We start from the raw sequence: 20,747 nt of genomic DNA, 5'->3' as shown, positions 1-20,747 counted from the left end.
ACCATTACTGATAGTCGGACCGGTGGTATGATTCTACTGGTCAGAGTGGGGTCTTCCCGGCGTTCTCGGGAATATTGTCTGATCAGTACCCACAACCCGGCGGCGCTGGGACGCCTCCTTCGGTCTGGACCATCCCCTCGGCAGCCCCGAGGTTGTCGTTCCGGCTGGGGAAGAACTGAATCTGGACGTGGACCTCGACGTCGTGGTTCCGGTACTCCGCCGGGTGTGCCTTACCGGGCGGGTTCTTCCGGGCCTTTGTGATCTGCTCGGACTCTGTAGCGGTCGTCGACGCTTCCACTTCGAAGCCGGCTTCCCCGCCGGCCAGGTCGTTGACCGGCAGCACAGTATCGACTGTGAGCTCGTCAGTTTCCCACCCGACGTTGCTGGTGTCTTTGATCCCGTCTGTCTCGATCGCGGTCGCGATAGCCATTTGTCCGATGCTCTTCTTCCATTCTGGGAGTGATTTGGTCGTCATTGTGTGTTGGTGAGGTGTCTCTTGTCAATCTGTTCGGAGTGGCCGTTGTAACGATTGACAAGAATCGATTTAGCGCCAGTCGCTTAGCATCGCCTGTTCTCGAACGGTCTCGACGGGACAGGCGAAGACCCACTTGTATCGGTCGCGGATCGCTTTGTAGTCGCGGTTGGATGCCTGCTTCGGAATTGACCAGCCGAGACACTGCCACCCCTTCGTCCGGAGTGCCTTGATCATCGAGCCCTCGAAGTCTGCTCGGACGAACGTTATCAGGTACTCAACCGAGTCTGGACATGCTTCGGAGTCGACGAACGTCTCCTGGCTGGCCGCGAGCGAGCAGCTGGCTAGGTTGGCCATCTTGACCCCGATACAGATCCGATTCGCTTCTGCGAACTTGTCGCCCTCGAGGACGACGGACTCGCCGACGTCGCCTTCAGAGATGTCTTCAAAGAGGTCGCGAGCTTGGTACTCCATCTCTGGTGGGAGCTTTTCGAAGTCCGACTCCGTGTACGGCTGTGGCATCAACTCACCGTCTGTATCGAAGTGGAGCTTTTTGAGCGAGAACGGCGGGTACCTCCACGTAATCGCGCCGGTCAAATTGTTCTGATAAAATAGCCCGTGGTGGGTGAAATTGGCGTTATGAAGGTCGCTTCCGCCCATGTAGCCGTGGTGTTCATCGTAGATGTCGACGGCCCACTGCTGCGGGATGGACTCAACGTGGACGTGATTCGAGAAGGGCAACCCCAGCGGGGCGGTGAAGGGGTCTTGTTGGCGATTCCGGTGGATTGGGCAGGCACAGTCACCGTCGTGTGGTTGGTGCTGGAAAGCCTGCGGCTGGACAGCCACTGATGATTCTGAAGACATGTCTGAGTGTTACGCGGTGGTCTGTTCTTTCGACGAGTCTGGCTGGGGGCGCTCGGGCGTCACCCAGAACTGGTTGGTGTTCACCACGAGGTAGTTAGACGAGTCTTCGATCGGAATGAAGGTCACCTCTTCCCAGTCCTCTGCGTTCTTTGGAAGCTGGCTGGGTCCGATTCGCCCAAAGGCTTTCTCCTCAACGAACATCCGGAGTTCCGTCCCGCAGTTCTCACAGGTGTGTGCGGCGGAGTTTCGCCCTCGGTTGTTCGTCCAGATCACGTCGCGGTCCTCGTAGAAGCCGTCCGTGACGTCGGGGTCGATCCCACTACCGCATTCGGGGCACTTTGCGAACTCGCGGAGGACACACGACGCGGTCGACGGCTCGATACCATCTCGTGGACCACGCATCGCCATCGCTCTGGTGTTCCAGCCGATTTCTTTCTGAATCACTCTAATCCCTCACCCCTCATGGGATTCAAAAACACCTCTACTCGGAGCTGATCGTCCAGATCTTCCAGCCGTTTCCATCCTTGATCAGCACAACCGTCCTGGTGGGCCGGCGGCGGCGGCCGTTCTCGATCAAATCAAGGACCACTTCGACTTCAGCCATACCGGACACGGTTGCGACTTGTGGGGTTGTCCCGTTCTCGTATCGCTCAATTTCCTCTTGTATGACTACATTTTCTCCTTCAGTCCCGTCTTGATACTCTCGGAGGTCTTCTAGTTCTTCTGCGACTTCTGATTCATTTAAGAAGAACTCTTCTTCCTCCAATTCAGCCCCCGTGTTCGTGACGCTAATGAGGCTATGCTCATTGATTTGCGTTCTCTTGGCGTCTTGGGCGGTGATCTCTCTGATCTGGCTTTCGGGGTGGATGTGTGAATTGGCGGTCTCTACGTCGAGAGCGAATTGTGCCTCGTAGAATTCAGTAACCACCTCCTCTGGAGTCATCCCGATGAGGGGGATCCTATTGAGACAGCCCGATAACCCACCGATGACTATAACCGAGGTTGAGAGCAGCTCTCGTCGTCGCATACCCTCTGTCCACCGGCCACCTACATATCTGTTTCCGTGTCTGACGTGTTCTCCCGGTGAACTTTATATAGGATCACCATCTTATCTTTCGATATCGATGGACACGCAATTGATGGAGACGATCTCAACGGAGAACGTTGTGGCGTCGACGACGGTTGGGCAGGAGCTTGATCTCAACGCTGTCTCGCAGGACCTCCTCGGCGTTGAGTACGATGCTTCTGAGTTCCCCGGCGTCGTGTATCGGACTCAGCAGCCGAAGGCAGCATCTCTCATCTTCCGCTCAGGAAAGATCATCTGTACTGGGGCAAAGAACGTCGACGCTGCTCAGGAATCGCTTGAGAGTCTGTTCGGTGAGTTTCGCGACCTCGGGATCGATGTTGACGACCCTGACGTGGCTGTCGTGAATGTGGTCTCTTGTGCTGACTTGGGTTCGCCCATCAACCTGAGCGCCGCAGCGATCGGGTTGGGGTTAGAGGCTGTTGAATACGAGCCTGAGCAGTTCCCCGGCCTCGTGTATCGCCTCTCTGAGCCCGATGTTGTGGTTCTCCTGTTCAGTTCGGGCAAAGTTGTCATTACTGGCGCGACGGATGTGTCGACTCCGCCGAAGGCACTCGAAGCGGCGCACGGTAAACTGGATTCCCTCGGGCTCTTAGCGTAGGTCTGGTTCTGCGAGTGCCGACCACGGCCTCATCCCGCGCCTGAGTGGGCTAGTGGTGGGCCCGGTCGAGTTACGCCGGGGCTGAGCTGTTCGTGTCTGTCTCGGTATCGACGGGAAGCGGGTCGGCGTTGTAGGTCTGAAGGTGGTTCCGAAGGCGGGCGTATGGCCCGTCGTTCGTTCGCGTCGACGCCGGGAATCGGTTCTTTGGCGTTTCGAGCGGGTCGCCGTTGTTGGCTTCCCAGTTTTCGATCGTCCACTCATGGACGTCCAGGTCCTCGCCGGCCTCGTAGACGCCGATGACTACGGGGACATCGTGATTGTTCGCTCGGTAGGCCAACTTGACACGCTCGTCGCTCGCGTCGAATCTGTGCCATCCGCCGACGTTGTCCGGGGGACTGTTCTGGAACTTCCGTATCTGTAGCTCCCCCTCAGCGAGCGCAGCTGCATCATCCCACATGGAGCGGATGTCGCTGACGTAGTTCTCCTCGATCTCGACGAGGACCTCGGCGTCGATGTTGTCCCGAGCCCACGCGAGGACGGTGCGTGCCTTCTGCTCTTTCGTCTCGCCGTCGCCTTCGAGTCGGCCGAAGTTGATCTCGTGAGACGAGAGCCCGAACGCGCATTCGCCCCAGTATCCGGGATCGCCGTCGACGTCTTCGTTGTACTCCGGTGCCCACCCGTGGAGAGACCGCCTGATCTCCGTGTGGTGAGTGAATCCCGTCCGGTTCCCGCCCGCGTTCAAGACTCTCTTCGCGAGGCCGATTAGGTATTCACGGGGGGTGTCGGGGGCAGACTCGGGGTAGTCGACATCGACGAAGTACGGGAGCTCGTACTCGCTCTGAATGTAACTCTCGAAGCCAGCCTCCAGTATGCTCTCCTCGAGGAACTGTACTTCACAGTTTGCGCTGTCGTTGTTGGGATCCATCTCTAAACCTCCACCTCCAATCGGGTTCTAAAAACTCTCCCCGGCCCCCCTCGCGGGGGCGTTGAAACGCGGTTAGCCCGTTCCAAAGCGGTGTGCTTCAGCGGATCTGGGGGAAGACATAAGACAACTGACTGTGAGCGTTCTCATATGGCGCAGCGGTCATCGTCCGGTGGCGACAGCCGCGGACCAAGCGGGATGAGCCTCTTACGGGATGCTGCCGTAAACTGGGGCTGGGCGATCGCACGGACTCACCGCGACGACATCGGGGTGTTCGCGCTCAAACTCCACACGGGCGAGGAGTACGTCTACGGCATCACCAAGGATATGCCGTATCAGGGGTGTGCTTCGTTCCCGAAAAAAGTCGCCAGTCGAGCGTCGGACAACGGCTGCCCGGTGATCGTGTTCTTCGGTGAGAAACCGCGGCTGGGGAACTCGTACGTCTTTGACTCAGATACGGTCCTCCGTGACGGCTACCCGAACATGGAGTGTACATCTCCGACGCGACGAAAACTGTGGCATGACATCCCTCTAGAGAAGGGGGTTCTTCTCGGGGATTACATCAGCGGCCGGGAGACGGTCCTTCCGTAACCCCTCCGTCACTGTGAGTTTCACTTCATACACCCTGCCGGATCTGTCGCGTGTGCTTGCCTGAAGCGGGGTCCGGTATGTCGTGTCTGAGGGTTACGCTTCTTGAGACGGGGATTCAGCAATTCCCCAGTCCCACTCAGATTCTGATTCGGTTGCTTGAGCGTCTCGGTCCTTCTTGATCTGGTCGTAGATCATGTTTCCGTACAGCGTTTGGAGCGCGTAGTAGCAGTCGTGATCGAACCGTTCGTTGAGGGTGATCGACTCGAGGAACTCCTCATCGCCGCCGTGGGCGGGGATATTCCCGTCCTCGTGTATCCCGATCAGGTCGGATAGGTGGGACAGCACCGTTGGAAGGGACATGCCCATCCCCGTCCCGACGACTTCGTACACGCCGATGTAGTACGATGCTTCTTCCAAGTCTTCGACATCCAACCGCTCTCCGATGCCGATCGTTATCTCGGCGAGTTTCCGTAACCGTTCGCGCGGGTCGTCGATCTCGCTTGCGTTCTGGATCTGTTCGTCTTCTTCTGGGGTGAGTGCGAGGGTCATTTGCTCTGGTCCGTAGCGGTGAGGTCGTCTTCGATGGTCTCTGTGAGTAGTTTACTGACGGCTTTGCTGTGGTGGTGATTGATGGGGCTGTTTTCGGACTGGATGTGTTCTCGCAGTTGCTCACGCGAGGTGACGCCGAGGAGAATCAGGTCGCGACTCTTCGCCGGGCCGATTCCCTTGATCTCCTGTAGTTCACTTTTCGTCTCGCCCATCTCAGACACCGGCCGTGGAAGCGACTCTAACGTGTTCACGGCGATCTCATAGGCCATCGTTTTACTGACGCCTTTCGCGATCGTGGTCGACTCTGTGTCCAGTTCTCTGTATGAGATGGTGTGCGGGCGTCGGGTGTGGCTGTAGTGAGAGATGATTTCTGTTTCCTCGCAGAAGAGCTCGGCCCGTCCGAGCCCGAGTTCCCACTTCGCTAAGCCGATTGGTTGCTCTTTGGGCAGCGAGACGGCATCCCACTCACCGACGCCGGTCGGAAACGTGGGTGGCTCGGTGAACGGCTCGATGCCGGGGTACCGCTCCATCTGCTCTTTTGCCCGATCGCAGATCCAATCGAAGTTGGACGGTTCGTGTTGGCTGATGCTTTGGGTGTTGAGCAGATGGCGATACTGGTTGTAACATCGCTTCACGAGGGTGATGTCTCCATCACCTCGCTGGCGAGCGACGAGCTGCTCGAACGAACATGCGATATGGGTACTTCCCTTTCGCCAGTATTCGAGGATGTTCCCCGGTTTCGTGGTCCGACTGGTCCACCCAGACACGGTCTCTGGAAGGGTACACTCTGGGATGTTGGACTGTGGCTGTTGCTCTTCGGTTGGATTCTCTGTGTCGATCATATGGGCTGATTCGCTACACTGGTTGGTTCGGCTCTAGTCTATTGGCTGGGAGAAGTCACGGTCAGTCACCACAGAACCAATTTTCTAAGCGTCCACTCCTCTCGCGGGCTAAAAACTACTTTTCGCCGTTCGTCACGCGGTGATATCGTGCGGTTCGTAGATGATGACCTTGACTGGCGTCTCTAGGGTAACCGTGTCGTTGTAGTAGCGATTCAGGGTGAGTAGTAATTCTGGGATGGTCGACAGTCCGTATTCGGCTCCGTATGCTCTGATGGGGCCGAAGGCGCACATGGCGAGTAGCATCTCACAGTGGACTACCGTTGCCGTGCCGAACGGTTCCCCGTTAGCATCCTGTAACTCGAGGTCGCTTCCCGCGTTGATCTCCTTTTCGTCGTCGTAGCGGATCGTCGCCGCGAGTGTTTTGTCTTCGTGGGCGGTTCTCGCCGTCTCTTGTGGGCCAGTGCCGTATTTCAGGCCGACTGGTCCGGATGGTTTCGTACTCATTTGCGTCCACTGCTGTTTTCGAGTGCTTCCTCGATCGCCGCCGATATCTTCCCTTCTGAGCGGTTCACCGGGTTGATATCTGGTAGTCTCTGTCCATCTATAAGAAGTGCGGGGACGGCATCGATTTCGAGACTGTGGGCGTATCGTCTGTCTGCTTCCGTCTCGGATTCGTATGTTTTCCAACTCCCATGGGCGATCGCAGTACATGGATCTACACCAGCGGCGCTAGCGGCGTCGCCAACGCCCTGCCATGTCGGCTGGTCAGAACTGAACAGTTCTGCTGCCGTCTCGATATAGCTCTGGTAGCCGTCCTGACCCGCCTCGGCGTGAATGTAGCGAGCGACACTCGCGAGTTGGTGCGCCCAGTCTGGGTCGCCGGGTACGGGTAGGTCGTAAAACTCGATTCGAGCTGTGCCTGTATCCACATAGTCGTCGAGAATCGCGCTGAGGGCGTGTGTGGTGAACGCCCACGTCGGTCTGTTCGAGAGGTCGTGGAACACCTCAACGCTTACTGGGGCGCTCTGCTGTCCGATGTGGGGCTGTCTTGTATGGGGGGTGGTCGTTGGTTCGTCGACGGCGCAGTCGTAGGCGGTCTCAACAAGGACCCCTTCGGTACACCCACTAAGGCTCACAGCGGAGCCGGCGGCAAGTGTGCCGAGGAAGGCTCGGCGCGAACTTCTCATTACGTACTGTCTCGCTGACCGGGGTAATGACTGCTTCGCTGCTGTCGTCGCGCTCTGCGCTTTCTAGCGGCGTTTCTGATGTGACCCTTACGATGGGACGTCTTGGTCTTCCATTAGCTCAGCGGCGAGCTCGGCGCAGGCTTCGTCGGTCTGCTCTTCAGCTACGGCTGAAACGACGTTGCCTTCATACCGCCACTCGGAGTGGTCCTCGTTGTATTCGTACCGATCAATGTCGACGCCTTGGAACCCCGAACCGTACACTGCCTCGAAGTAGGTATCCGGTTCATCCGGTTCGCGATCGCCAACCTCGTCTCTGGTACTCCAGATACGACAGAATATGTGGCCCCCCGTGTGGACGACTGCTCCTCGAAACCACCCGTCTGGGGTGTCGATTGGCGATTCGTCTAGCGGGTCTTCCCAGCCTCGATCCTTCAGCTCGTCAGCGGAGAGTATTGGCATGGTGTTGAATCCTCTCGGGGCTCTAACCACCCCTTACACCCCTTTCTGGGGCTAAAAACAATCTCCGTCTCCAGATGACACGCGGTGGGTTGAATAGGGCTGCCTGTGTACTACTGTGTATGACTTCAGTAACGTATTGCCCTAACTGCGGGGAAGATGCCTTGAAAGACGACGGGTCGTACTCGTATGAGTGTGAGGAGTGTGGGTGTTTCTGGGAGATTCGGTGATCTGCGATTGAATGAGGTCTTCTTGTTCTCGTTTCAGATGACTCGACTGTCGTGGTTCACTTGAGCGGGCTCGCGAAGTCTACCTTCTCGGTGGTGAACTCTGCGAAGTGGTAGAGGCCGTTCGTTTGCGTAATGCCCCCTGACAGCGTGAGGTTGACTTTGAATGTGGGGCTGTCAAAGAGCCACCCGATGTTGATGTCGATGTTCTGGCCCGCGGTTTCGACCTGTTTCGGTGGGCTCCCTTCGTGAGTTAGGAGGTCGTCGATCGCGAGATATGTTGAATCGCCTTCGGAGAGGAAATAGCCGCCCAATTCGTGTGGGTTGACCGGCGTGAATCGACCACTGTTCGGTTCTGGTGCGATCGCCGCGTTCGCGAACGATGTCGTTTCGATGCCCTTGGTGAGGGGAACGTCCTGAGAGGGGTTCCGAACAATGATCTTGTCTAACCGGGTTGGGCCTCGGCCACGGTTCGTGATCTCGAGGATGGGCGTCGCTGCTTGGATCCCGTCTACCGGCTGGTAGTCCATCGATCCTGCGGTGTGAACGTCTGTAAGCCGTACAGCGGGGGCGTACGTCCACTCGGTGCGTTTGAACCGAGTCCCTTCGGTATCTCGGAGTGTGATTGTGAACTCCTGGTCGTGGCTGTAGGACTGCTCGGCTGTCCCGATTGTTGCTGCTTCGCCTATCTCACAAGTGGCGACGGGATTGTCCTCGGTCACTTCGTCGACGCCAATCTGCTCGTCTGCCGTCTCGAAGATCACCTCGCTTATCTCTGATGGGGCGGTGATTCTGGCGTTGAGCTGGAGGTCCTCGCTCCAGACTCTATCGAATTCGGCGGTGTACTCTTTGGTCTCCCCCGTACACCCTGCGAGAGAGATAAGTGAGGCGCTACTGGATGCGATAAGGAAATTCCGACGACTCGGTGGCATTGGCTTGTACAATCCGTCTCAACGCCCCTGCTTAAACTACTCGCTCACTTTGAGACAATCGGGCCTGATTTGGTGCGGTTGTCTGCTTTCCACTATGCGCTGAGAGTCTTCAAATTTTGAATCGCCACAGAGGGGGCGGATTTGGGGCTGTTGGCTGCTCAGAAGTCTTGGAGACTGGTGGGTTGTCCCCCTGCTTTCGAGAAGGCCACATCAGCGGTGGAGCCGTCTTCGGACGGGCTGATCTCGAGTGCCGTCTCCTCTTCGGTTGCGAGGTTGGTTGCGGTGAAGTCGTTCGACTGGATGAACTCGGAGATGTTCTTCGCCGTCACGTCGCCGATCATGGTGACTTGCTCGCTCAGGACCTCCTCAAATTGCTCGGCGCTTGAGGTGTGGTCGTAGAACCCGGTAAGCAGCGTCCCGAGGGACTCGCTTGAATCGAGATCGAGCGTCTGGGTTGCCATCTTCTCGAGGTACGCTCGTAGGAAGCGAATCCGGGCACGCCCCATCGCGTTGATGTCGGCGGCCACGCCGACGGCGTCCTCTCTGACGCCCTTGTCCACGCGGAAGACGAGGCTGTCGTGCCAGTCGGGCTTCCGAGCGTTCGGTGCGGCTTCGACCACGTACTGCGTTGCGCGGACCGTGTTGCTCAACTTGCGGGCGAGTCCGGGCAGATACGTCGGGTCGACACCCGTCTCCTGTTCAATCCGTTCGGTCGAGTAGTTTCGCATCCAGTACCAGCGCACCAGCCCGGCCGTGATGCCCTGTTCCGTCGCTTCGTACCCGTTATCGATGAGCGTCGGTTCGAGACGCCCGTCGACGGCCCTCACCGTGAGCGCGAGATCGAAGTTGTCGATCACCTGGTGGAGGTAGTCCAGCTGCCGGATGTCGCCGGAGGCGGTTTCGTCCGCCCACTCGTAGAAGCTCTTGATGCTCTGTAACTCGGCGTCGACGAAAGAGTTGTAGTGGAAGTTGACGGCCCCCCGGCCGAGGTGCTTCGTGCTGAAGCCTTCGCGGGTCGCGTCTTCGCTGATGAAGTCCTGCTCGACGAGCCACGCTGTCGAGTTCTTGAGCCGCTTCGTCAGCTTCTCGTCTTTGGTTTCCGGTCCCTGTCCCCAGGCGTTGTTGACCGTCATCTGGTGGTAGTAGAGCGATTTGTGGATGAACTCTCGCATCAGGTCGGCGCTGTCCCACCCGTTCGCGATGAGCTCCAGCGTCAGCCACCGGAACTGTTCGTCGTTATCGATGTGGGTGTGGACGTCTTCGAGTTCGCGGGTGGGCTCGAAGAATCGCTCTGCGGCCTCTTCGGGGTCGTCCGCGAGTACGTGACAGTAGCCCTCTTCGTAACCCATCGACGGGCGAGCCGCGCGCCCTGCCCACTGTACGTATTCGTATATGCCCACGTATTCGCCACGGCGCTTGCAGTCCGCGACGATGACCGTCTTCACGGGAGAGTCGAAGCCGTACGCCAGCGAGGTCGTCGTCGTGAGGGCCTGTATCTCGCCTTCGTCGTAGAGATCGAGGACGAACTTCTTGACGGTCCCCGGAAGGTCGGCGTGGATGTAGCCGACGCCGTTGTGGAGCATGTCGAGGATGTCTCGGTGGGTCTCGGTGAGGAGGCCGTCAACCTCGTTCGAGAGCTCGCGACGGAGATTCCGATCCTTCGATGGGCCGTCAAAGATGCCCTCTTCGGCGAGGGCTTCCGCTCGCGATTCTGTCCAGGTCTTCGCAAAGCAGAACACCAGAAACGGGCCATCGTTTTGGTTCTGCTTGATCGTCTGGACGATGGTGTCTTTCGTCGAGGAGGTGCTGGAGTCGACAGCGAACTCACGGATGGGCGTCTGTCGATCCTCCGGGCTGACGTGGACGTTCGCGTTCATCCACTCGCCGATCTCGTTGGAGTCTTCCAGCGTCGCGGATATTCCGTAAAGGTCGATATCGTTGTTTAGAGCCGCTGAAATTGCCAATTCTATCCCTGTCCCCCGGAATCCCCCGTAGATTTCGTGGAAATCATCGAGTATGAGGGCGTCTAAGGACCGAGCGCCCTCTTTTCCTTGGAGAACGGCCTGATAGAACGAGTCGAACGTAGCGACGGCGACATCGCCGCTACGGAATTTGCCCCGTCCGGAGTAGATCGAGTAGGTATCGCCAGCCCACTCTTCGATAGCCTCCTTTTTGTCCCAGACAAGCTGGGTCGACGGAACGAGGTAGGCTACGCGGTTGCCCTTCTTCAGGTGGTTCAGGGTGACTGCCTCGGCGGTCAGGGTTTTCCCGTTCCCTGTTTCAGCGATCAGGAGGTCGTTTCCTTCGTCGAGGATGCCACCGTTGAAGGCGAACGCTTGTGTTTTCTTCAGCCCAGTGTATCCGTGGGCTTGCATGATCTCTGCGATCGTTGCTTGCTGTTCAGGTGTGACGTCGAGGTCGGCTGGCGTGTTCATGGACTCAAGACTACGCTCTCGATCTGCGGGCTCGGTACTGGTAGTTGGATTGTTTGTACTCAGGTGGGCCATATTGCTCTTTCGCAGGGGAGTGCGGTCACTCCTTCCTACCAAACTACTGCTTCACCAACCCTCGGTGGCTAAAAACTTCTTCTGCGGGTGACGGCAGATCGATTCCCTGACTGGGGGTCGGCTGGTCTGTTGGGTTCGCTATCTTACTCGGTGAGGAGCGGTTCTTCGATAACGTTGTGGCCTGCGACGGTCCGTTCAAGCTGGGCGCTTTCTCGAAGAGTATTCCGCAACTCTCTGGCGAGTTCGTAGGGCATCGGGGTTTCGTGTTCGGAGACGACGATCCAGCCATCGTCGCTGCTCGGGTTACACCAGAGGACACGGACGATGTTCTCCTCGATCGCGATGACCGCGGGGACGACTTGGACGTAGTAGCCCTGTTCGTCGGTGTCTTCGACTCGGAAAATGGGCAATACCATGTCGATGCCAGCATCGCGCTCCAGTTCGTTACACTCGTTGACTGTGATCGGCTCATCGGGGAACGCACTATACTCTGAGTGGACGACATCGCATTCGGGGCACTCGCCGCTTTTGATGTGGTCGGGGAAGCAGGGAATCATGGATCTGTTTCGGCTTATACACTCCTTTCGCTGTAGTTGACTAATAGTATTCGGGTGTTGGTGCCCGGTGGCTGGGCTTCTTCGCTCCACTGGAGGGGGGCAGGGAACTCCGTACGCCTGTCGCCCCTCAACTGCTCTGATCCGAAAGTATATATCAGCACAATTGGTATACAAACTACATGAGTCACAGAGCGTTAGTAGCTGTTCCTGCTGAGAGTGACAGCTCAAAATACGACGTGTACAAAAGTCGGAACGGCGCACACAGATTCAAACTCCACCCTCACTTTGAGGCGCTCGGAGAATCCGGTCTGGCAGAGCTTCAGAAAAAGAACTTCGAACCACCGCGAGTGGTTGATCCGCCTGAAGGCGAGACTCATGTTCCACAGTCTGACGAGCCGATGGTCCAAAAAGAGCCTCTCTATGAGGGCGTCTCTATAGATGAACTTCTATCTGAAACATGCTTCATTCTGTTTGACGCATTGTACGTTGTCGAAGAAGATGGGGTCTCTACGTATTATATGAACTGGACTGGGGTTAACATGCAGAGTACGCTAGCCGCTCATGGGACACTTGAGGTCTACCCCGAACTTGGCGGTGGGTATCCGGGCTCAAAAGACCCATATTACCGGATAGAGGGGGATGCTTTCCTCGATCTGACCAAAGCGACCCAGCACCGGCCTGATGCTCCGCCGATCGGGTATGTGGAGGATGTCCTGTCGAAAGTTCATATGGGCATTTTCCGGAATATGGTTCACCAAATGGGAGAGAGCAGCGCCCATCGATCGTCCATGCAGACCTAGCGTTCGTGTATCGCCCGAACGGGAACCCGGTCAAACAGTCACTGGGGGTGACAAGGCAGTTTGGTGTTTGTATTGACGCGGAGATCGGAGATATCGACCCCGGTATCGTTTGGGAAGACTTCTATGAGCGGGCGAACACCCTGCGGTGGAACCACATGTTACAGTGGAACCGCCACTTCATGGATGGAAAATCCAGATCACCGGAGGTCCTCAATAATGCAGTTCTGGATTTCGTTGAGAAGACTCGCATCGAATTTGGAAACGTACGAGCTAACAACCCGAATACCGTCGCTTAGGTATCTACAGAATTCGAGGCAGAGTGCCTCGGGGCTTGACCCCGAGGCAGTTCACTCTGCGTATCTCGGGAAGCGAGAGATGTTTTTCTCGATGAACTGAGTCGGGAACTCCCACTCGTTTGCGAACGCTCGGAACTGAGCGAAGTCAGGTTCGGTTCGAGTGAGGGGTGTATCCGGAACCGACCCGATCGTCGGGGAGAGGAACAACTCACGCAACTGCGAGAGGCCGTCGATGGTCGCGCCTTTGTCCTCAAGGATCTCCTCGACCGTCTTCCCGCTAGTGATGTACTTGACGCCTCTCTTCGGGCCGATCCCGCTGATGCCATCGTTGTAGTCGGTGCCGCACATGAGCCCGATGTCGACGAGCTGCTCGTGGGTGATCCCGTGGTTGTGGAGGGTTTTGTTCAGTAGCATCTTCTCTGCTGGGCCTTTCCCGGTGTATTGGCGAATCGTCGTTGGTGAACCGAACAGGAGTGCGTCGTAGTCATCGGTCATCGCGGCATCTGCGAGGCCGTATTCGACCATCTTGGCTGTGTAGGCTTCTCCAGCGCCGCCGGCTTCGATGTAGGGGATACCGAGTAACTCCAGCGCCTCTCGGGTCGTCTCGTGGATGGCCGGCGTCAACGACTGGGTTTGTGCCTTGTACCGCTTCATGGCGGCGGTGTCGCCAGCTTCAGCAGCGTCGGCCATCTTCTGTTTCGCCTCCTGCTTCGCGTCTCGCCGGCTCTGGATCTCGTCGGCTTTCCGCTCGTGGGGCTTCCCATCGAACACGAAGACCGGGGTGATGTCTTCCCGGAGGATCGGGGGGAGTCCGCGGAAGACACCCGCGACATTCGGGAGTTCCGTCCCGTCTTCGGTGGTGTAGATGTTGTCGTCCATGTACCTGGTCAACCCGGTGAGATACCGATAGATCCAGTGGTGGGCGTCGATCGCGACCGTTGCTCCTGCGTATTCTGAGAGAGGCGTCTCCTCTAATGTCGCGAGCGTTCGGAGTGCGCTATTCCCCATTACACCCTCCACCGTTTCCGAAGCTTTTGGTTCTCATTATCTACTCTACTCTCAGCCGGTGGGCAAAAAACCACACTCTCACTTCGCGGGGTCTACACGCCCGAGCGTGTATTCCTCGATGAAGTATTCGACTTTCTCTTCGGCGGCTCGGCCCCTGATCTCTGCGAGCGCACTGATGGCTACTGTGGTCCCTTCACCGGAGACCTCGCCGATGACGTAGAAGAACTGGCCTCGCTTGTCTTTGAGGTGCTGCTGTTCTTTTTCTCGACTCTCCTTGTTGAGTTCGGGATATGGGGTGTCGAGTTGGATCGCGCCGCTTTCGGTGTAATTCGCAGTCACCCAATCAGATGTGAACTCCGATTCGATGAGGTCCTCGGCGAGAACTGCGTCTCGTTTGGTGACGTTGATGTCGTCGATGTCGGTTGGGGCATCATCGAGTCGGTTCGCGCACTTGCGGAGTATCGTCTCGGCTTCGAGATCTTCGCTGTGGTAGTAGAACCCCATCGTTGCTTAGCACAGAGATTCACGCCGGGGTATGTAGGGGTTCCGGTGGTCGTGTTGATTGATATGAAGTTGTTTCTAATGGCCTGTTTACTCTCTTACGCCAGTTTGATCAATGTGAAGAAGTTCACGAAGGATGGGTGATCGCCGGACCCTTCGTAAGCTTCGGTTGACTTGAATTCTACGTCATCGAGGTTGTTTGGTGTGTAGAAGTCCGCCTTCTCGAGGCCGTATTTGATGGCTTCAATCACGTCGGCTTTTGTTTCGGCGTGTTCCTCTGATATGTTACCGAATTCGGTCAGGTTCTTACCCTCTGACACTAACTCTGTGCCTGCTGTTTGGTCGACATCGACCGTGATGGGCTCTGGGAGTCTTTCCGTCTCGTGGTAGAAGTTGATTGACAGTGTCTCCATATCAATTCCAGGACTGATGTGGAATTGGATTCCCTCGCCGATCTCGATCGTCTCGTCGGTCGCTCCACTTTGTGTTGCTAAGACGCCTTGTAGCAATTGGCTAATCCGTCGCTTTTGATCGTCCGACATGAGTGAACTTTCGCTTGCGGTTACTGCTGGTATCTCGTCGGTCGGCTTGACGTTGCTTAGGGATCTGACGGTCGCTTCAGCTTCGTCCTGCTTTCTCCGAACGCGGGAGTTGTATTTCCGTACTGTCCCCGCACTCTGGTCTGTTCCAAACACCTCTGAAAGGATGCGCGCTGTTTCTTGAGGGCGGTATCTGGCGCAGAGATGGAATGAGGCGAATTCCCGCTCTGTTAGGTTTGAGAGTTCTATTGATTCGTATAGGTGGAGGAGGGTCATTACGACACATTGGGTGCGGAATTCGGAGTCTAGGTGACCGTCCGCATCCACCACTCCGAGGTCCGTTAGGACCGTGTTTGTATCTACGTCGTACCTCGCCTGCCTTGCTACTAATGGCTCCACTAGGAAATCCAGGGAAGTAAGACGCACGTGGGTCTCCCAGGAGTTCTCGATTGCTACTACTGCCGCTTCCGGGTTTTTACTGTTCTTTTCTATCTGCGTCAACGTAGATGTGTTATCTTCTACAGAAGGGACGTCCGCCGTGTGCGGGTTCTGTTCTTCTCCGGCTTTTCGCTCAGTGAGGGCCATTTCGATACCAGCCCGACTCCATTCATGCTCCATCTCCGTTGTTGTGGCATGGAGGATTGCGATGAGCCCACCGCCAGTGATTGTGGCGTGCTCTGGTAGCTGCTCCTCGACAGCGGCTACCACCGCATTCGTCCGCTCTTTCATATGGTTTTCTACCATGCGAGACGCTATTCGTCTCGGGTTTATATAGATATGGGTTACATCTGCCTGTCACTGTGTAGTCAGAATGGAAGCGGTGAGCCAGAGATTGCGAGATACCAGCGGCCGAAGATCACTGAGTTATAGGCTCCGTGCATCACGGCGACGACGATGAGGTCCTCGGTTATGGCGTAGAACCCCCCGAGAAACAGCGAGAGGGTGAACACTGTCGCGAGGCTGGTCAGTAGGCCTGCTGTTGTTCCTGTCGCATACGCTGGGATATGAATCGCTGAAAAGATGACGCTCGCGATGATGACGGAGCTCGCTTTTGTGAAACTCTCATAGAGTCGCTTCTGGACCAGATTGCGAAATATGAACTCCTCAGCGGGGCCGATCAACAGGAACGATAGCGGGATCATCAACAGAACGTACTGTGGATCGACTGAGCCCGCCGCTACCGCTTGAGAAGCGGTGTGTTGTGAGGCGTCGACGTTGAGGTGTGACTTGAGGCTGTTAATTGCGTACAGGGCTGTGAGGAGTGAGAGCGTGCCGCCGATGATGAAGATGGTCCGTCGCTTCGTCGGGATTTCGACATCGATGTACTCCCGGCCCTTCCCGGAGTATTTCAGATAGAGGAGGCCGATCGTCACTGCGGCGAGGCCCAAGGCGATGTCGTTCATCACCATTGCCTCTCCGTAGTCGGGTGTGAACGAGGGGAGGTCTGAAGCGAGTCGGAACGGTGTGTACCAGAAGATACTGAGGCCGTAGCCCCCGAATCCCAGTACACAGGCGACTCCGAGGGTTCGGAACTTGTCTTTGAGGTCGGTAAGTAGGTCTGATTCATCGGGGTTGTCCATGTGGTGGGTCGATTATTCTGTCTCTCGAGCTGCGTTGATGATCTCTGAGCGTCCTCCGACATCCGTGTAGATCGCTGCGTAGTAGTCGATCGGGGGGGTTCGGCCTTTCAACTTCTGCTTTGCTTCGTCCTGGTCGTTCGCTCTGATGTGGTGGGTTTCGTCTGCTGGGTGGTCGCCACCAGTTGGGATATAGACGGTACAGACTTCACACCAGCCGACATCCGCTAATTCGACGACTGAGAGGCTTTCAACCTCTTCTTTTTGACCCCACTTCCCCTCTGTTTCTGCGTAGATGTAGGTTCCGTCGCCAAGCCGAACGACGAGCAGGTACCGCTTGCCTTCGTCGTCGGTGAGTACCCGCGCCCAGCTGATTGCTCGGTTTGAATCGGAGACAGGATCGGTTCTCGTCAGGGTTGCCTCGGTGTCGTTCACTCGGATTCTGTCACCTCCCGCCAACTCGAGGAGTGCTTCCATGCCCTCGTCATCGTATCCACCGCAGATGTCGAGTTCGATATCGTCGTGCCCCTCCGGGTGTTCGCTCGCTGCCATCTCTACTTCTCTGTTCACGTTCTCTGACTTGAGTCTACGGGTCGATCGTGACCCGAAGGACCGATACACCTAACCTCACGTGATTTGATGGCTCTGGTATGACAGACGGGTTGAGTCGGTTCACTAGCGATCGGCGTACTCGCGAGGAGAGCTCGTGGACTGGTGAGGAGGATTGGGCAGCTGGCACAGCGGAGAATGTCGATGTCGTTGATGGTAACTTAGTTTCTCGATCGACGGGTGGTGCTGGTGACATACCTGACAGTGCCATCTACCGCTGGAAATTTGATGAGGGCGTTGGAACATTTGCCGACGCGGATGTTGGGGGGATGGATTGTTCGACCAGTGGAACTTCGTGGGTGGGTGGTGATTGGCAAGGGGGGTACGCTTTGAGTTACGATGGACAAGATGATTATACGGAAATAAACGGCTCTAACCTACTTCCCGATGTGGGCGCAGTCGGTCTTACGTTTGAAGCGAGCGACCTGTCAAATCCCTTTGCGCTATTCCACGATGGGGGGGCGGGAGAAGACGGAACTAAAATGGTGTGGGACGGTGACAGCAACCTATTCATAGATGTTGGGAACCTGTCTGATTTCGGTGGAATAGGATATACTGACTTCGATTTTTCGACAAACACGAAGTATCGGGTCTTGGTAAACTACGACATTCCGAATAGGGACTCAACGTGGTATATAAACACCCAGAACGACACCCACGACCGAGCTAATGGCACTGCAAATACTGCTGGTGATTACTTCTACATTGCCGCGAAAACCCCTGGGACTAGCCAGTTCCCTGGGGTCATTGATGACTTCATCATATACTCGGAGCAGCTGACAGCGGACGAGATCGGTTCAGATTACACCGCCCAACCGTGGTCGTGAGTCGTTCGGTGTCTGCGTGTGTTAATACGTGAGTCGTTCTGGGGCTGGTATGGCGTCGATGATGTTGCTCACACGAAGGTCGTGAGAGTATTCTGGTTATTGTCGTGCGGGCGACCGGAACATCTAATGTCCTTTCCTCGGTGGTATGCGGTATGACAGACGGGTTGAGTCGGTTCACTAGCGATCGGCGTACTCGCGAGGAGAGCTCATGGACTGGTGAGGAGGATTGGGCAGCTGGCACAGCGGAGAATGTCGATGTCGTTGATGGGAACCTAGTCTCCCGATCTGCGAGTGGCGTTGGTGACACACCCGACAGCGGGGTCGCCCGATGGACGTTCGACGATGCTGACATGGAAAGTGGTGAAGCACTCGACGCATGGAACGACAACAACGCAACGATAAATGGAGCGACGACGGGCGCGACTGCTGTATATGGGGGGGAGTCGTATTCATTCGACGGTACAGGCGATTACGTTAGTGCGGGGAACCCATCGTCACTTGACCTGACGAACGCCATCTCAATCTCGTTGTGGATGAATTCGCCCTCGTCGAGTAGTAACTGGGCAAAGGGCGTCTCGAAAGGCCATGACGCCGCGTACACTCTCCAGATAAACCACGGAGGTAATGAGTGCGGTTCAATGCGGGTGTGGGGAAGTTCGTCGGCGGCGGGTGCAGTTGGCTCAACGAATATTTATGACGGGAATGACCATCATCTCGTTGGGACATATGATGGTTCGACTGTTGCCTACTATATCGACGGCGAGTTAGAAGATTCTGTGAGTGCCCCACCGTCTCTAAATTCAGTTTCTGACCCCGTTTGGATCGGACGAGACTCCCACTCCCGTTCGAACGGCGGTCCCTTTAGAGGACGGATCGACGATCCACGGATATACAATAAAGGGCTGGCTGAAACAGAGGTCCAGAATCTCTACCAAACGGGTTCGATATGAGCCATCCGGTGTCTGCGTGTGTCTATACATGAATCGTTCTGGGGCTAGTATGATGTCGTTGATATTCTCACACGAAGTTCGTGAGAGTATTCTGATTCTCGTCGGTTAGCCGATCTGGTTCGCTTACGTCGACGCCGATTCGAGACTGGGCTGTCGCGATATAATCTTCGTTGAGTTCGATGCCGATCCACCGCCGTCGGAGTGATTTCGCAGCCCTCCCCGTCGTGCCGGATCCGAAGAACGGATCGACCACGATCCCCGCTTTCGCCTCCGTGTCTGTCTCGCAGGAACAGGACGGAATGTGGCCGGTCAGCTCCTTGTTCGGGTTGGTGAACTCTCTCGCGTAACTGCCGAGTGCGTCTTCTGCCTCTGTGGCGAGCTGTTCGACGCTGTCGGTATTGTTCCCGGTTCCGGACTGCGTTCGCTTTGCTTGTCCGGTGTGGCCGAGCCCGACTGATCTGAGAGCGCGAAGGTGGTCGTCGGTGAGGTCGTGTCGTGACGCGAGTTCGAGAGCTCGCTGAGCTTGTGGGCGATCGCTGGGGAGGTTCCGAATGTCGGTGACCTCGTATTGCTCTTCGTACGGTGCGCCACACTTCGGGCAGACCTTCTCGGGGACGGTCGTCCGGATCAACTCTTTCGGCAGCCCGATGGGGTAGATGGCGTCATGGTCGGCGTCGCTTGTCCCGACAGCGAAGTCGAAGACGTCGGTCGGGTCTGCCGAGGCTTGCTTGTGGAAGTAGTGATCGCCGCCGTCGTGGGCGATGATTAGGATGTGCTCGTGACGGTGAGAGTAGCGATTCGTCGCGGCGTCGGGCTTTCCGTTTGGCTTCGTCCACGGCGCGTGGTGGACGATCTCGAAGCCCTGCTTGGTGATCTCTTGGTGGAGTCGGTGGGGGATTCCCTTGACCGACCCGCCCTGATATGCGTCGTCGACGACGAGAGCTCCGAGACCATCGTTGCGGGTGACCCGCATGAGCTGGTTGACGACGGCCATGATGGACTCGAGATACTCGGTGACAGACCCTTCTCGGCCGATCTGCCCGTCGACGTCGTAATCCCTCAACGAGTAATAGGGTGGTGAGGTGATCCAAGCGTGGACCGAACTGGTCGGAATCGTCGCCAAGACCTCACAGGCGTCGCCGTGGTGGATTTCGTTGGTGAACTCGCCGATCGGCTTCGTCTCGCCGGCTGTTGCGGTGGTCAGACGGATCGCCCTTTCAGGTGGGTGGGTGTGGGGGTAGTTCTCCTTCGCGTACGCAGACGGGTTCCCATCGTCGGGGAGGATTTCCGGACACGGGGGGTGGGTCACATCTGCGGGGATGTTCGTGGATGGTTCGATGAGTGGGGCCGCATCCTCGTGAAGAACGTACTCGCCAGTCTCGTGATCGAGTCGGTTGCCGGAGAGATTGATGAACGCCCCACCGAGAAAGAGCCTGTAGGACTCGCTGTTCGACGAGTAACAGAGGATACGATCCGAATTGGCGATTTCCAAGCCGGGGCGGAACTTCGCGGGCGTTGGTAGAATCGCTACCACGAGAAGGTACTCCTCGTAGTCGCCGCCACAATACTCGAGGATGTCGCCGGGTCTGATTACATCCCCGCTGTGACCTATCGTTGCGGCCGTATCCTCTCGCAGGCGCTGAAACACCGGGACTGGCCACAGGTAGTTTTCAGCGGTTTCCCGGTTCCCGCCTGTGAGATACGCTTCGGAGAACAGAAAACCGTCATCTCGGAGCGTATACTGGACATCTCTACTTGGTGATCGAGTGGACATGGAGATCTTCTACTTCCTCCTCTGACTCCACTCGGGGCACAAAAACTCCCCTCTTTGTTACACTCGCTCTAGTTG

At 56.8% G+C, this 20,747-nt stretch carries 24 protein-coding genes; 5 read left to right on the top strand and 19 right to left on the bottom strand.

Features of this window, described 5'->3' with window-relative positions; translation table 11 throughout:
* Positions 1 to 82 precede the first annotated feature (82 nt).
* The 4 genes from NO877_RS14925 to NO877_RS14910 form a co-directional block, all read right to left on the bottom strand.
* Complete coding sequence (locus NO877_RS14925; RefSeq protein WP_256397147.1) at positions 83 to 475, bottom strand: hypothetical protein; 393 nt, start codon at positions 473 to 475, stop codon at positions 83 to 85.
* 69 nt (positions 476 to 544) lie between these two features.
* Positions 545 to 1,336, bottom strand: coding sequence for a hypothetical protein (locus NO877_RS14920; RefSeq protein ID WP_256397146.1), 792 nt, complete (start codon positions 1,334 to 1,336; stop codon positions 545 to 547).
* A 9-nt stretch (positions 1,337 to 1,345) separates the two neighbouring features.
* Positions 1,346 to 1,780: a hypothetical protein gene (locus NO877_RS14915; protein ID WP_256397145.1), complete on the bottom strand. Its 435-nt coding sequence runs from the start codon at positions 1,778 to 1,780 to the stop codon at positions 1,346 to 1,348.
* A gap of 37 nt (positions 1,781 to 1,817) precedes the next feature.
* Entirely contained in the window at positions 1,818 to 2,363 is a 546-nt protein-coding gene (locus NO877_RS14910) for a hypothetical protein (RefSeq protein ID WP_256397144.1), read from the bottom strand.
* Between the two features lie 112 nt (positions 2,364 to 2,475).
* Here NO877_RS14910 and NO877_RS14905 point away from each other — a divergent pair, with 112 nt between their 5' ends.
* Positions 2,476 to 3,021, top strand: a complete 546-nt coding sequence (locus tag NO877_RS14905; protein ID WP_256397143.1) for a TATA-box-binding protein — start codon at positions 2,476 to 2,478, stop codon at positions 3,019 to 3,021.
* A 70-nt stretch (positions 3,022 to 3,091) separates the two neighbouring features.
* Here NO877_RS14905 and NO877_RS14900 read toward each other — a convergent pair whose 3' ends face one another.
* Positions 3,092 to 3,946 carry a hypothetical protein gene (locus NO877_RS14900; RefSeq protein WP_256397142.1) on the bottom strand — a complete coding sequence of 285 codons (855 nt, stop codon included), beginning with the start codon at positions 3,944 to 3,946 and terminating at the stop codon, positions 3,092 to 3,094.
* Positions 3,947 to 4,093: 147 nt separating this feature from the next.
* Between NO877_RS14900 and NO877_RS14895 the strand changes: the two genes are divergently transcribed.
* Entirely contained in the window at positions 4,094 to 4,534 is a 441-nt protein-coding gene (locus NO877_RS14895) for a hypothetical protein (RefSeq protein WP_256397141.1), read from the top strand.
* Positions 4,535 to 4,627: 93 nt separating this feature from the next.
* Here NO877_RS14895 and NO877_RS14890 read toward each other — a convergent pair whose 3' ends face one another.
* The 8 genes from NO877_RS14890 to NO877_RS14855 all read right to left on the bottom strand — a co-directional run bounded on the left by NO877_RS14890 (position 4,628) and on the right by NO877_RS14855 (position 11,791).
* Positions 4,628 to 5,083, bottom strand: a complete 456-nt coding sequence (locus NO877_RS14890; RefSeq protein ID WP_256397140.1) for a hypothetical protein — start codon at positions 5,081 to 5,083, stop codon at positions 4,628 to 4,630.
* Entirely contained in the window at positions 5,080 to 5,925 is an 846-nt protein-coding gene (locus NO877_RS14885) for a hypothetical protein (RefSeq protein WP_256397139.1), read from the bottom strand. The genes NO877_RS14890 and NO877_RS14885 overlap by 4 nt, the downstream gene beginning before the upstream one ends.
* 132 nt (positions 5,926 to 6,057) lie before the next feature.
* A complete protein-coding gene (locus tag NO877_RS14880) occupies positions 6,058 to 6,429 on the bottom strand; it encodes a hypothetical protein (RefSeq protein ID WP_256397138.1) in 372 nt (123 codons plus the stop codon).
* Positions 6,426 to 7,112: a thioredoxin domain-containing protein gene (locus NO877_RS14875; RefSeq protein ID WP_256397137.1), complete on the bottom strand. Its 687-nt coding sequence runs from the start codon at positions 7,110 to 7,112 to the stop codon at positions 6,426 to 6,428. The genes NO877_RS14880 and NO877_RS14875 overlap by 4 nt, the downstream gene beginning before the upstream one ends.
* Before the next feature lie 87 nt (positions 7,113 to 7,199).
* Entirely contained in the window at positions 7,200 to 7,571 is a 372-nt protein-coding gene (locus NO877_RS14870; protein WP_256397136.1) for a hypothetical protein, read from the bottom strand.
* A 283-nt stretch (positions 7,572 to 7,854) separates the two neighbouring features.
* On the bottom strand, positions 7,855 to 8,727 hold the full coding sequence (locus NO877_RS14865; protein WP_256397135.1) for a hypothetical protein: 873 nt from the start codon (positions 8,725 to 8,727) through the stop codon (positions 7,855 to 7,857).
* A 158-nt stretch (positions 8,728 to 8,885) separates the two neighbouring features.
* Positions 8,886 to 11,162 (bottom strand): DEAD/DEAH box helicase, encoded by a 2,277-nt coding sequence (locus NO877_RS14860; RefSeq protein ID WP_256397134.1) that lies wholly within the window; start codon positions 11,160 to 11,162, stop codon positions 8,886 to 8,888.
* Between the two features lie 215 nt (positions 11,163 to 11,377).
* Positions 11,378 to 11,791, bottom strand: coding sequence for a DUF7964 domain-containing protein (locus NO877_RS14855; protein ID WP_256397133.1), 414 nt, complete (start codon positions 11,789 to 11,791; stop codon positions 11,378 to 11,380).
* 179 nt (positions 11,792 to 11,970) lie between these two features.
* Here NO877_RS14855 and NO877_RS14850 point away from each other — a divergent pair, with 179 nt between their 5' ends.
* Positions 11,971 to 12,591, top strand: coding sequence for a DUF6735 family protein (locus NO877_RS14850; protein ID WP_256397132.1), 621 nt, complete (start codon positions 11,971 to 11,973; stop codon positions 12,589 to 12,591).
* Between the two features lie 347 nt (positions 12,592 to 12,938).
* On the opposite strand, the gene NO877_RS14845 is transcribed toward NO877_RS14850, so the two are convergent.
* The 5 genes from NO877_RS14845 to NO877_RS14825 all read right to left on the bottom strand — a co-directional run bounded on the left by NO877_RS14845 (position 12,939) and on the right by NO877_RS14825 (position 17,064).
* On the bottom strand, positions 12,939 to 13,895 hold the full coding sequence (locus NO877_RS14845) for a PIN domain-containing protein (protein ID WP_256397131.1): 957 nt from the start codon (positions 13,893 to 13,895) through the stop codon (positions 12,939 to 12,941).
* A 78-nt stretch (positions 13,896 to 13,973) separates the two neighbouring features.
* Complete coding sequence (locus NO877_RS14840; protein WP_256397130.1) at positions 13,974 to 14,399, bottom strand: hypothetical protein; 426 nt, start codon at positions 14,397 to 14,399, stop codon at positions 13,974 to 13,976.
* 95 nt (positions 14,400 to 14,494) lie between these two features.
* Positions 14,495 to 15,679 (bottom strand): hypothetical protein, encoded by a 1,185-nt coding sequence (locus NO877_RS14835; protein ID WP_256397129.1) that lies wholly within the window; start codon positions 15,677 to 15,679, stop codon positions 14,495 to 14,497.
* A 62-nt stretch (positions 15,680 to 15,741) separates the two neighbouring features.
* On the bottom strand, positions 15,742 to 16,515 hold the full coding sequence (locus NO877_RS14830) for a CPBP family intramembrane glutamic endopeptidase (RefSeq protein ID WP_256397128.1): 774 nt from the start codon (positions 16,513 to 16,515) through the stop codon (positions 15,742 to 15,744).
* 12 nt (positions 16,516 to 16,527) lie between these two features.
* Entirely contained in the window at positions 16,528 to 17,064 is a 537-nt protein-coding gene (locus tag NO877_RS14825; RefSeq protein WP_256397127.1) for a hypothetical protein, read from the bottom strand.
* 98 nt (positions 17,065 to 17,162) lie between these two features.
* Here NO877_RS14825 and NO877_RS14820 point away from each other — a divergent pair, with 98 nt between their 5' ends.
* Together NO877_RS14820 and NO877_RS14815 are read left to right on the top strand one after the other, a co-directional pair.
* Positions 17,163 to 17,948: a LamG domain-containing protein gene (locus tag NO877_RS14820; protein WP_256397126.1), complete on the top strand. Its 786-nt coding sequence runs from the start codon at positions 17,163 to 17,165 to the stop codon at positions 17,946 to 17,948.
* A 152-nt stretch (positions 17,949 to 18,100) separates the two neighbouring features.
* A complete protein-coding gene (locus NO877_RS14815; RefSeq protein ID WP_256397125.1) occupies positions 18,101 to 18,898 on the top strand; it encodes a LamG domain-containing protein in 798 nt (265 codons plus the stop codon).
* A 67-nt stretch (positions 18,899 to 18,965) separates the two neighbouring features.
* Here NO877_RS14815 and NO877_RS14810 read toward each other — a convergent pair whose 3' ends face one another.
* Positions 18,966 to 20,672: a DNA-methyltransferase gene (locus NO877_RS14810; RefSeq protein ID WP_256397124.1), complete on the bottom strand. Its 1,707-nt coding sequence runs from the start codon at positions 20,670 to 20,672 to the stop codon at positions 18,966 to 18,968.
* Positions 20,673 to 20,747 lie beyond the last annotated feature (75 nt).

The sequence above is a fragment of the Halohasta litorea genome (assembly GCF_024494645.1).
GTDB lineage: Archaea > Halobacteriota > Halobacteria > Halobacteriales > Haloferacaceae > Halohasta > Halohasta litorea.
The sequence above is the reverse complement of the archived record's forward strand: the minus strand, read 5'-3'. Positions and strand labels throughout refer to the sequence as shown.

Coding starts and splice junctions, on each gene's coding strand:
- NO877_RS14830 (WP_256397128.1), bottom strand. CDS start 16,515: ATGGACAACCCCGATGAATCAGACCTACTTACCGACCTCAAAGACAAG.
- NO877_RS14910 (WP_256397144.1), bottom strand. CDS start 2,363: ATGCGACGACGAGAGCTGCTCTCAACCTCGGTTATAGTCATCGGTGGG.
- NO877_RS14815 (WP_256397125.1), top strand. CDS start 18,101: ATGACAGACGGGTTGAGTCGGTTCACTAGCGATCGGCGTACTCGCGAG.
- NO877_RS14865 (WP_256397135.1), bottom strand. CDS start 8,727: ATGCCACCGAGTCGTCGGAATTTCCTTATCGCATCCAGTAGCGCCTCA.
- NO877_RS14860 (WP_256397134.1), bottom strand. CDS start 11,162: ATGAACACGCCAGCCGACCTCGACGTCACACCTGAACAGCAAGCAACG.
- NO877_RS14920 (WP_256397146.1), bottom strand. CDS start 1,336: ATGTCTTCAGAATCATCAGTGGCTGTCCAGCCGCAGGCTTTCCAGCAC.
- NO877_RS14845 (WP_256397131.1), bottom strand. CDS start 13,895: ATGGGGAATAGCGCACTCCGAACGCTCGCGACATTAGAGGAGACGCCT.
- NO877_RS14885 (WP_256397139.1), bottom strand. CDS start 5,925: ATGATCGACACAGAGAATCCAACCGAAGAGCAACAGCCACAGTCCAAC.
- NO877_RS14890 (WP_256397140.1), bottom strand. CDS start 5,083: ATGACCCTCGCACTCACCCCAGAAGAAGACGAACAGATCCAGAACGCA.
- NO877_RS14825 (WP_256397127.1), bottom strand. CDS start 17,064: ATGGCAGCGAGCGAACACCCGGAGGGGCACGACGATATCGAACTCGAC.
- NO877_RS14900 (WP_256397142.1), bottom strand. CDS start 3,946: ATGGATCCCAACAACGACAGCGCAAACTGTGAAGTACAGTTCCTCGAG.
- NO877_RS14870 (WP_256397136.1), bottom strand. CDS start 7,571: ATGCCAATACTCTCCGCTGACGAGCTGAAGGATCGAGGCTGGGAAGAC.
- NO877_RS14835 (WP_256397129.1), bottom strand. CDS start 15,679: ATGGTAGAAAACCATATGAAAGAGCGGACGAATGCGGTGGTAGCCGCT.
- NO877_RS14875 (WP_256397137.1), bottom strand. CDS start 7,112: ATGAGAAGTTCGCGCCGAGCCTTCCTCGGCACACTTGCCGCCGGCTCC.
- NO877_RS14895 (WP_256397141.1), top strand. CDS start 4,094: ATGGCGCAGCGGTCATCGTCCGGTGGCGACAGCCGCGGACCAAGCGGG.
- NO877_RS14850 (WP_256397132.1), top strand. CDS start 11,971: ATGAGTCACAGAGCGTTAGTAGCTGTTCCTGCTGAGAGTGACAGCTCA.
- NO877_RS14905 (WP_256397143.1), top strand. CDS start 2,476: ATGGAGACGATCTCAACGGAGAACGTTGTGGCGTCGACGACGGTTGGG.
- NO877_RS14925 (WP_256397147.1), bottom strand. CDS start 475: ATGACGACCAAATCACTCCCAGAATGGAAGAAGAGCATCGGACAAATG.
- NO877_RS14880 (WP_256397138.1), bottom strand. CDS start 6,429: ATGAGTACGAAACCATCCGGACCAGTCGGCCTGAAATACGGCACTGGC.
- NO877_RS14820 (WP_256397126.1), top strand. CDS start 17,163: ATGACAGACGGGTTGAGTCGGTTCACTAGCGATCGGCGTACTCGCGAG.
- NO877_RS14810 (WP_256397124.1), bottom strand. CDS start 20,672: ATGTCCACTCGATCACCAAGTAGAGATGTCCAGTATACGCTCCGAGAT.
- NO877_RS14855 (WP_256397133.1), bottom strand. CDS start 11,791: ATGATTCCCTGCTTCCCCGACCACATCAAAAGCGGCGAGTGCCCCGAA.
- NO877_RS14840 (WP_256397130.1), bottom strand. CDS start 14,399: ATGGGGTTCTACTACCACAGCGAAGATCTCGAAGCCGAGACGATACTC.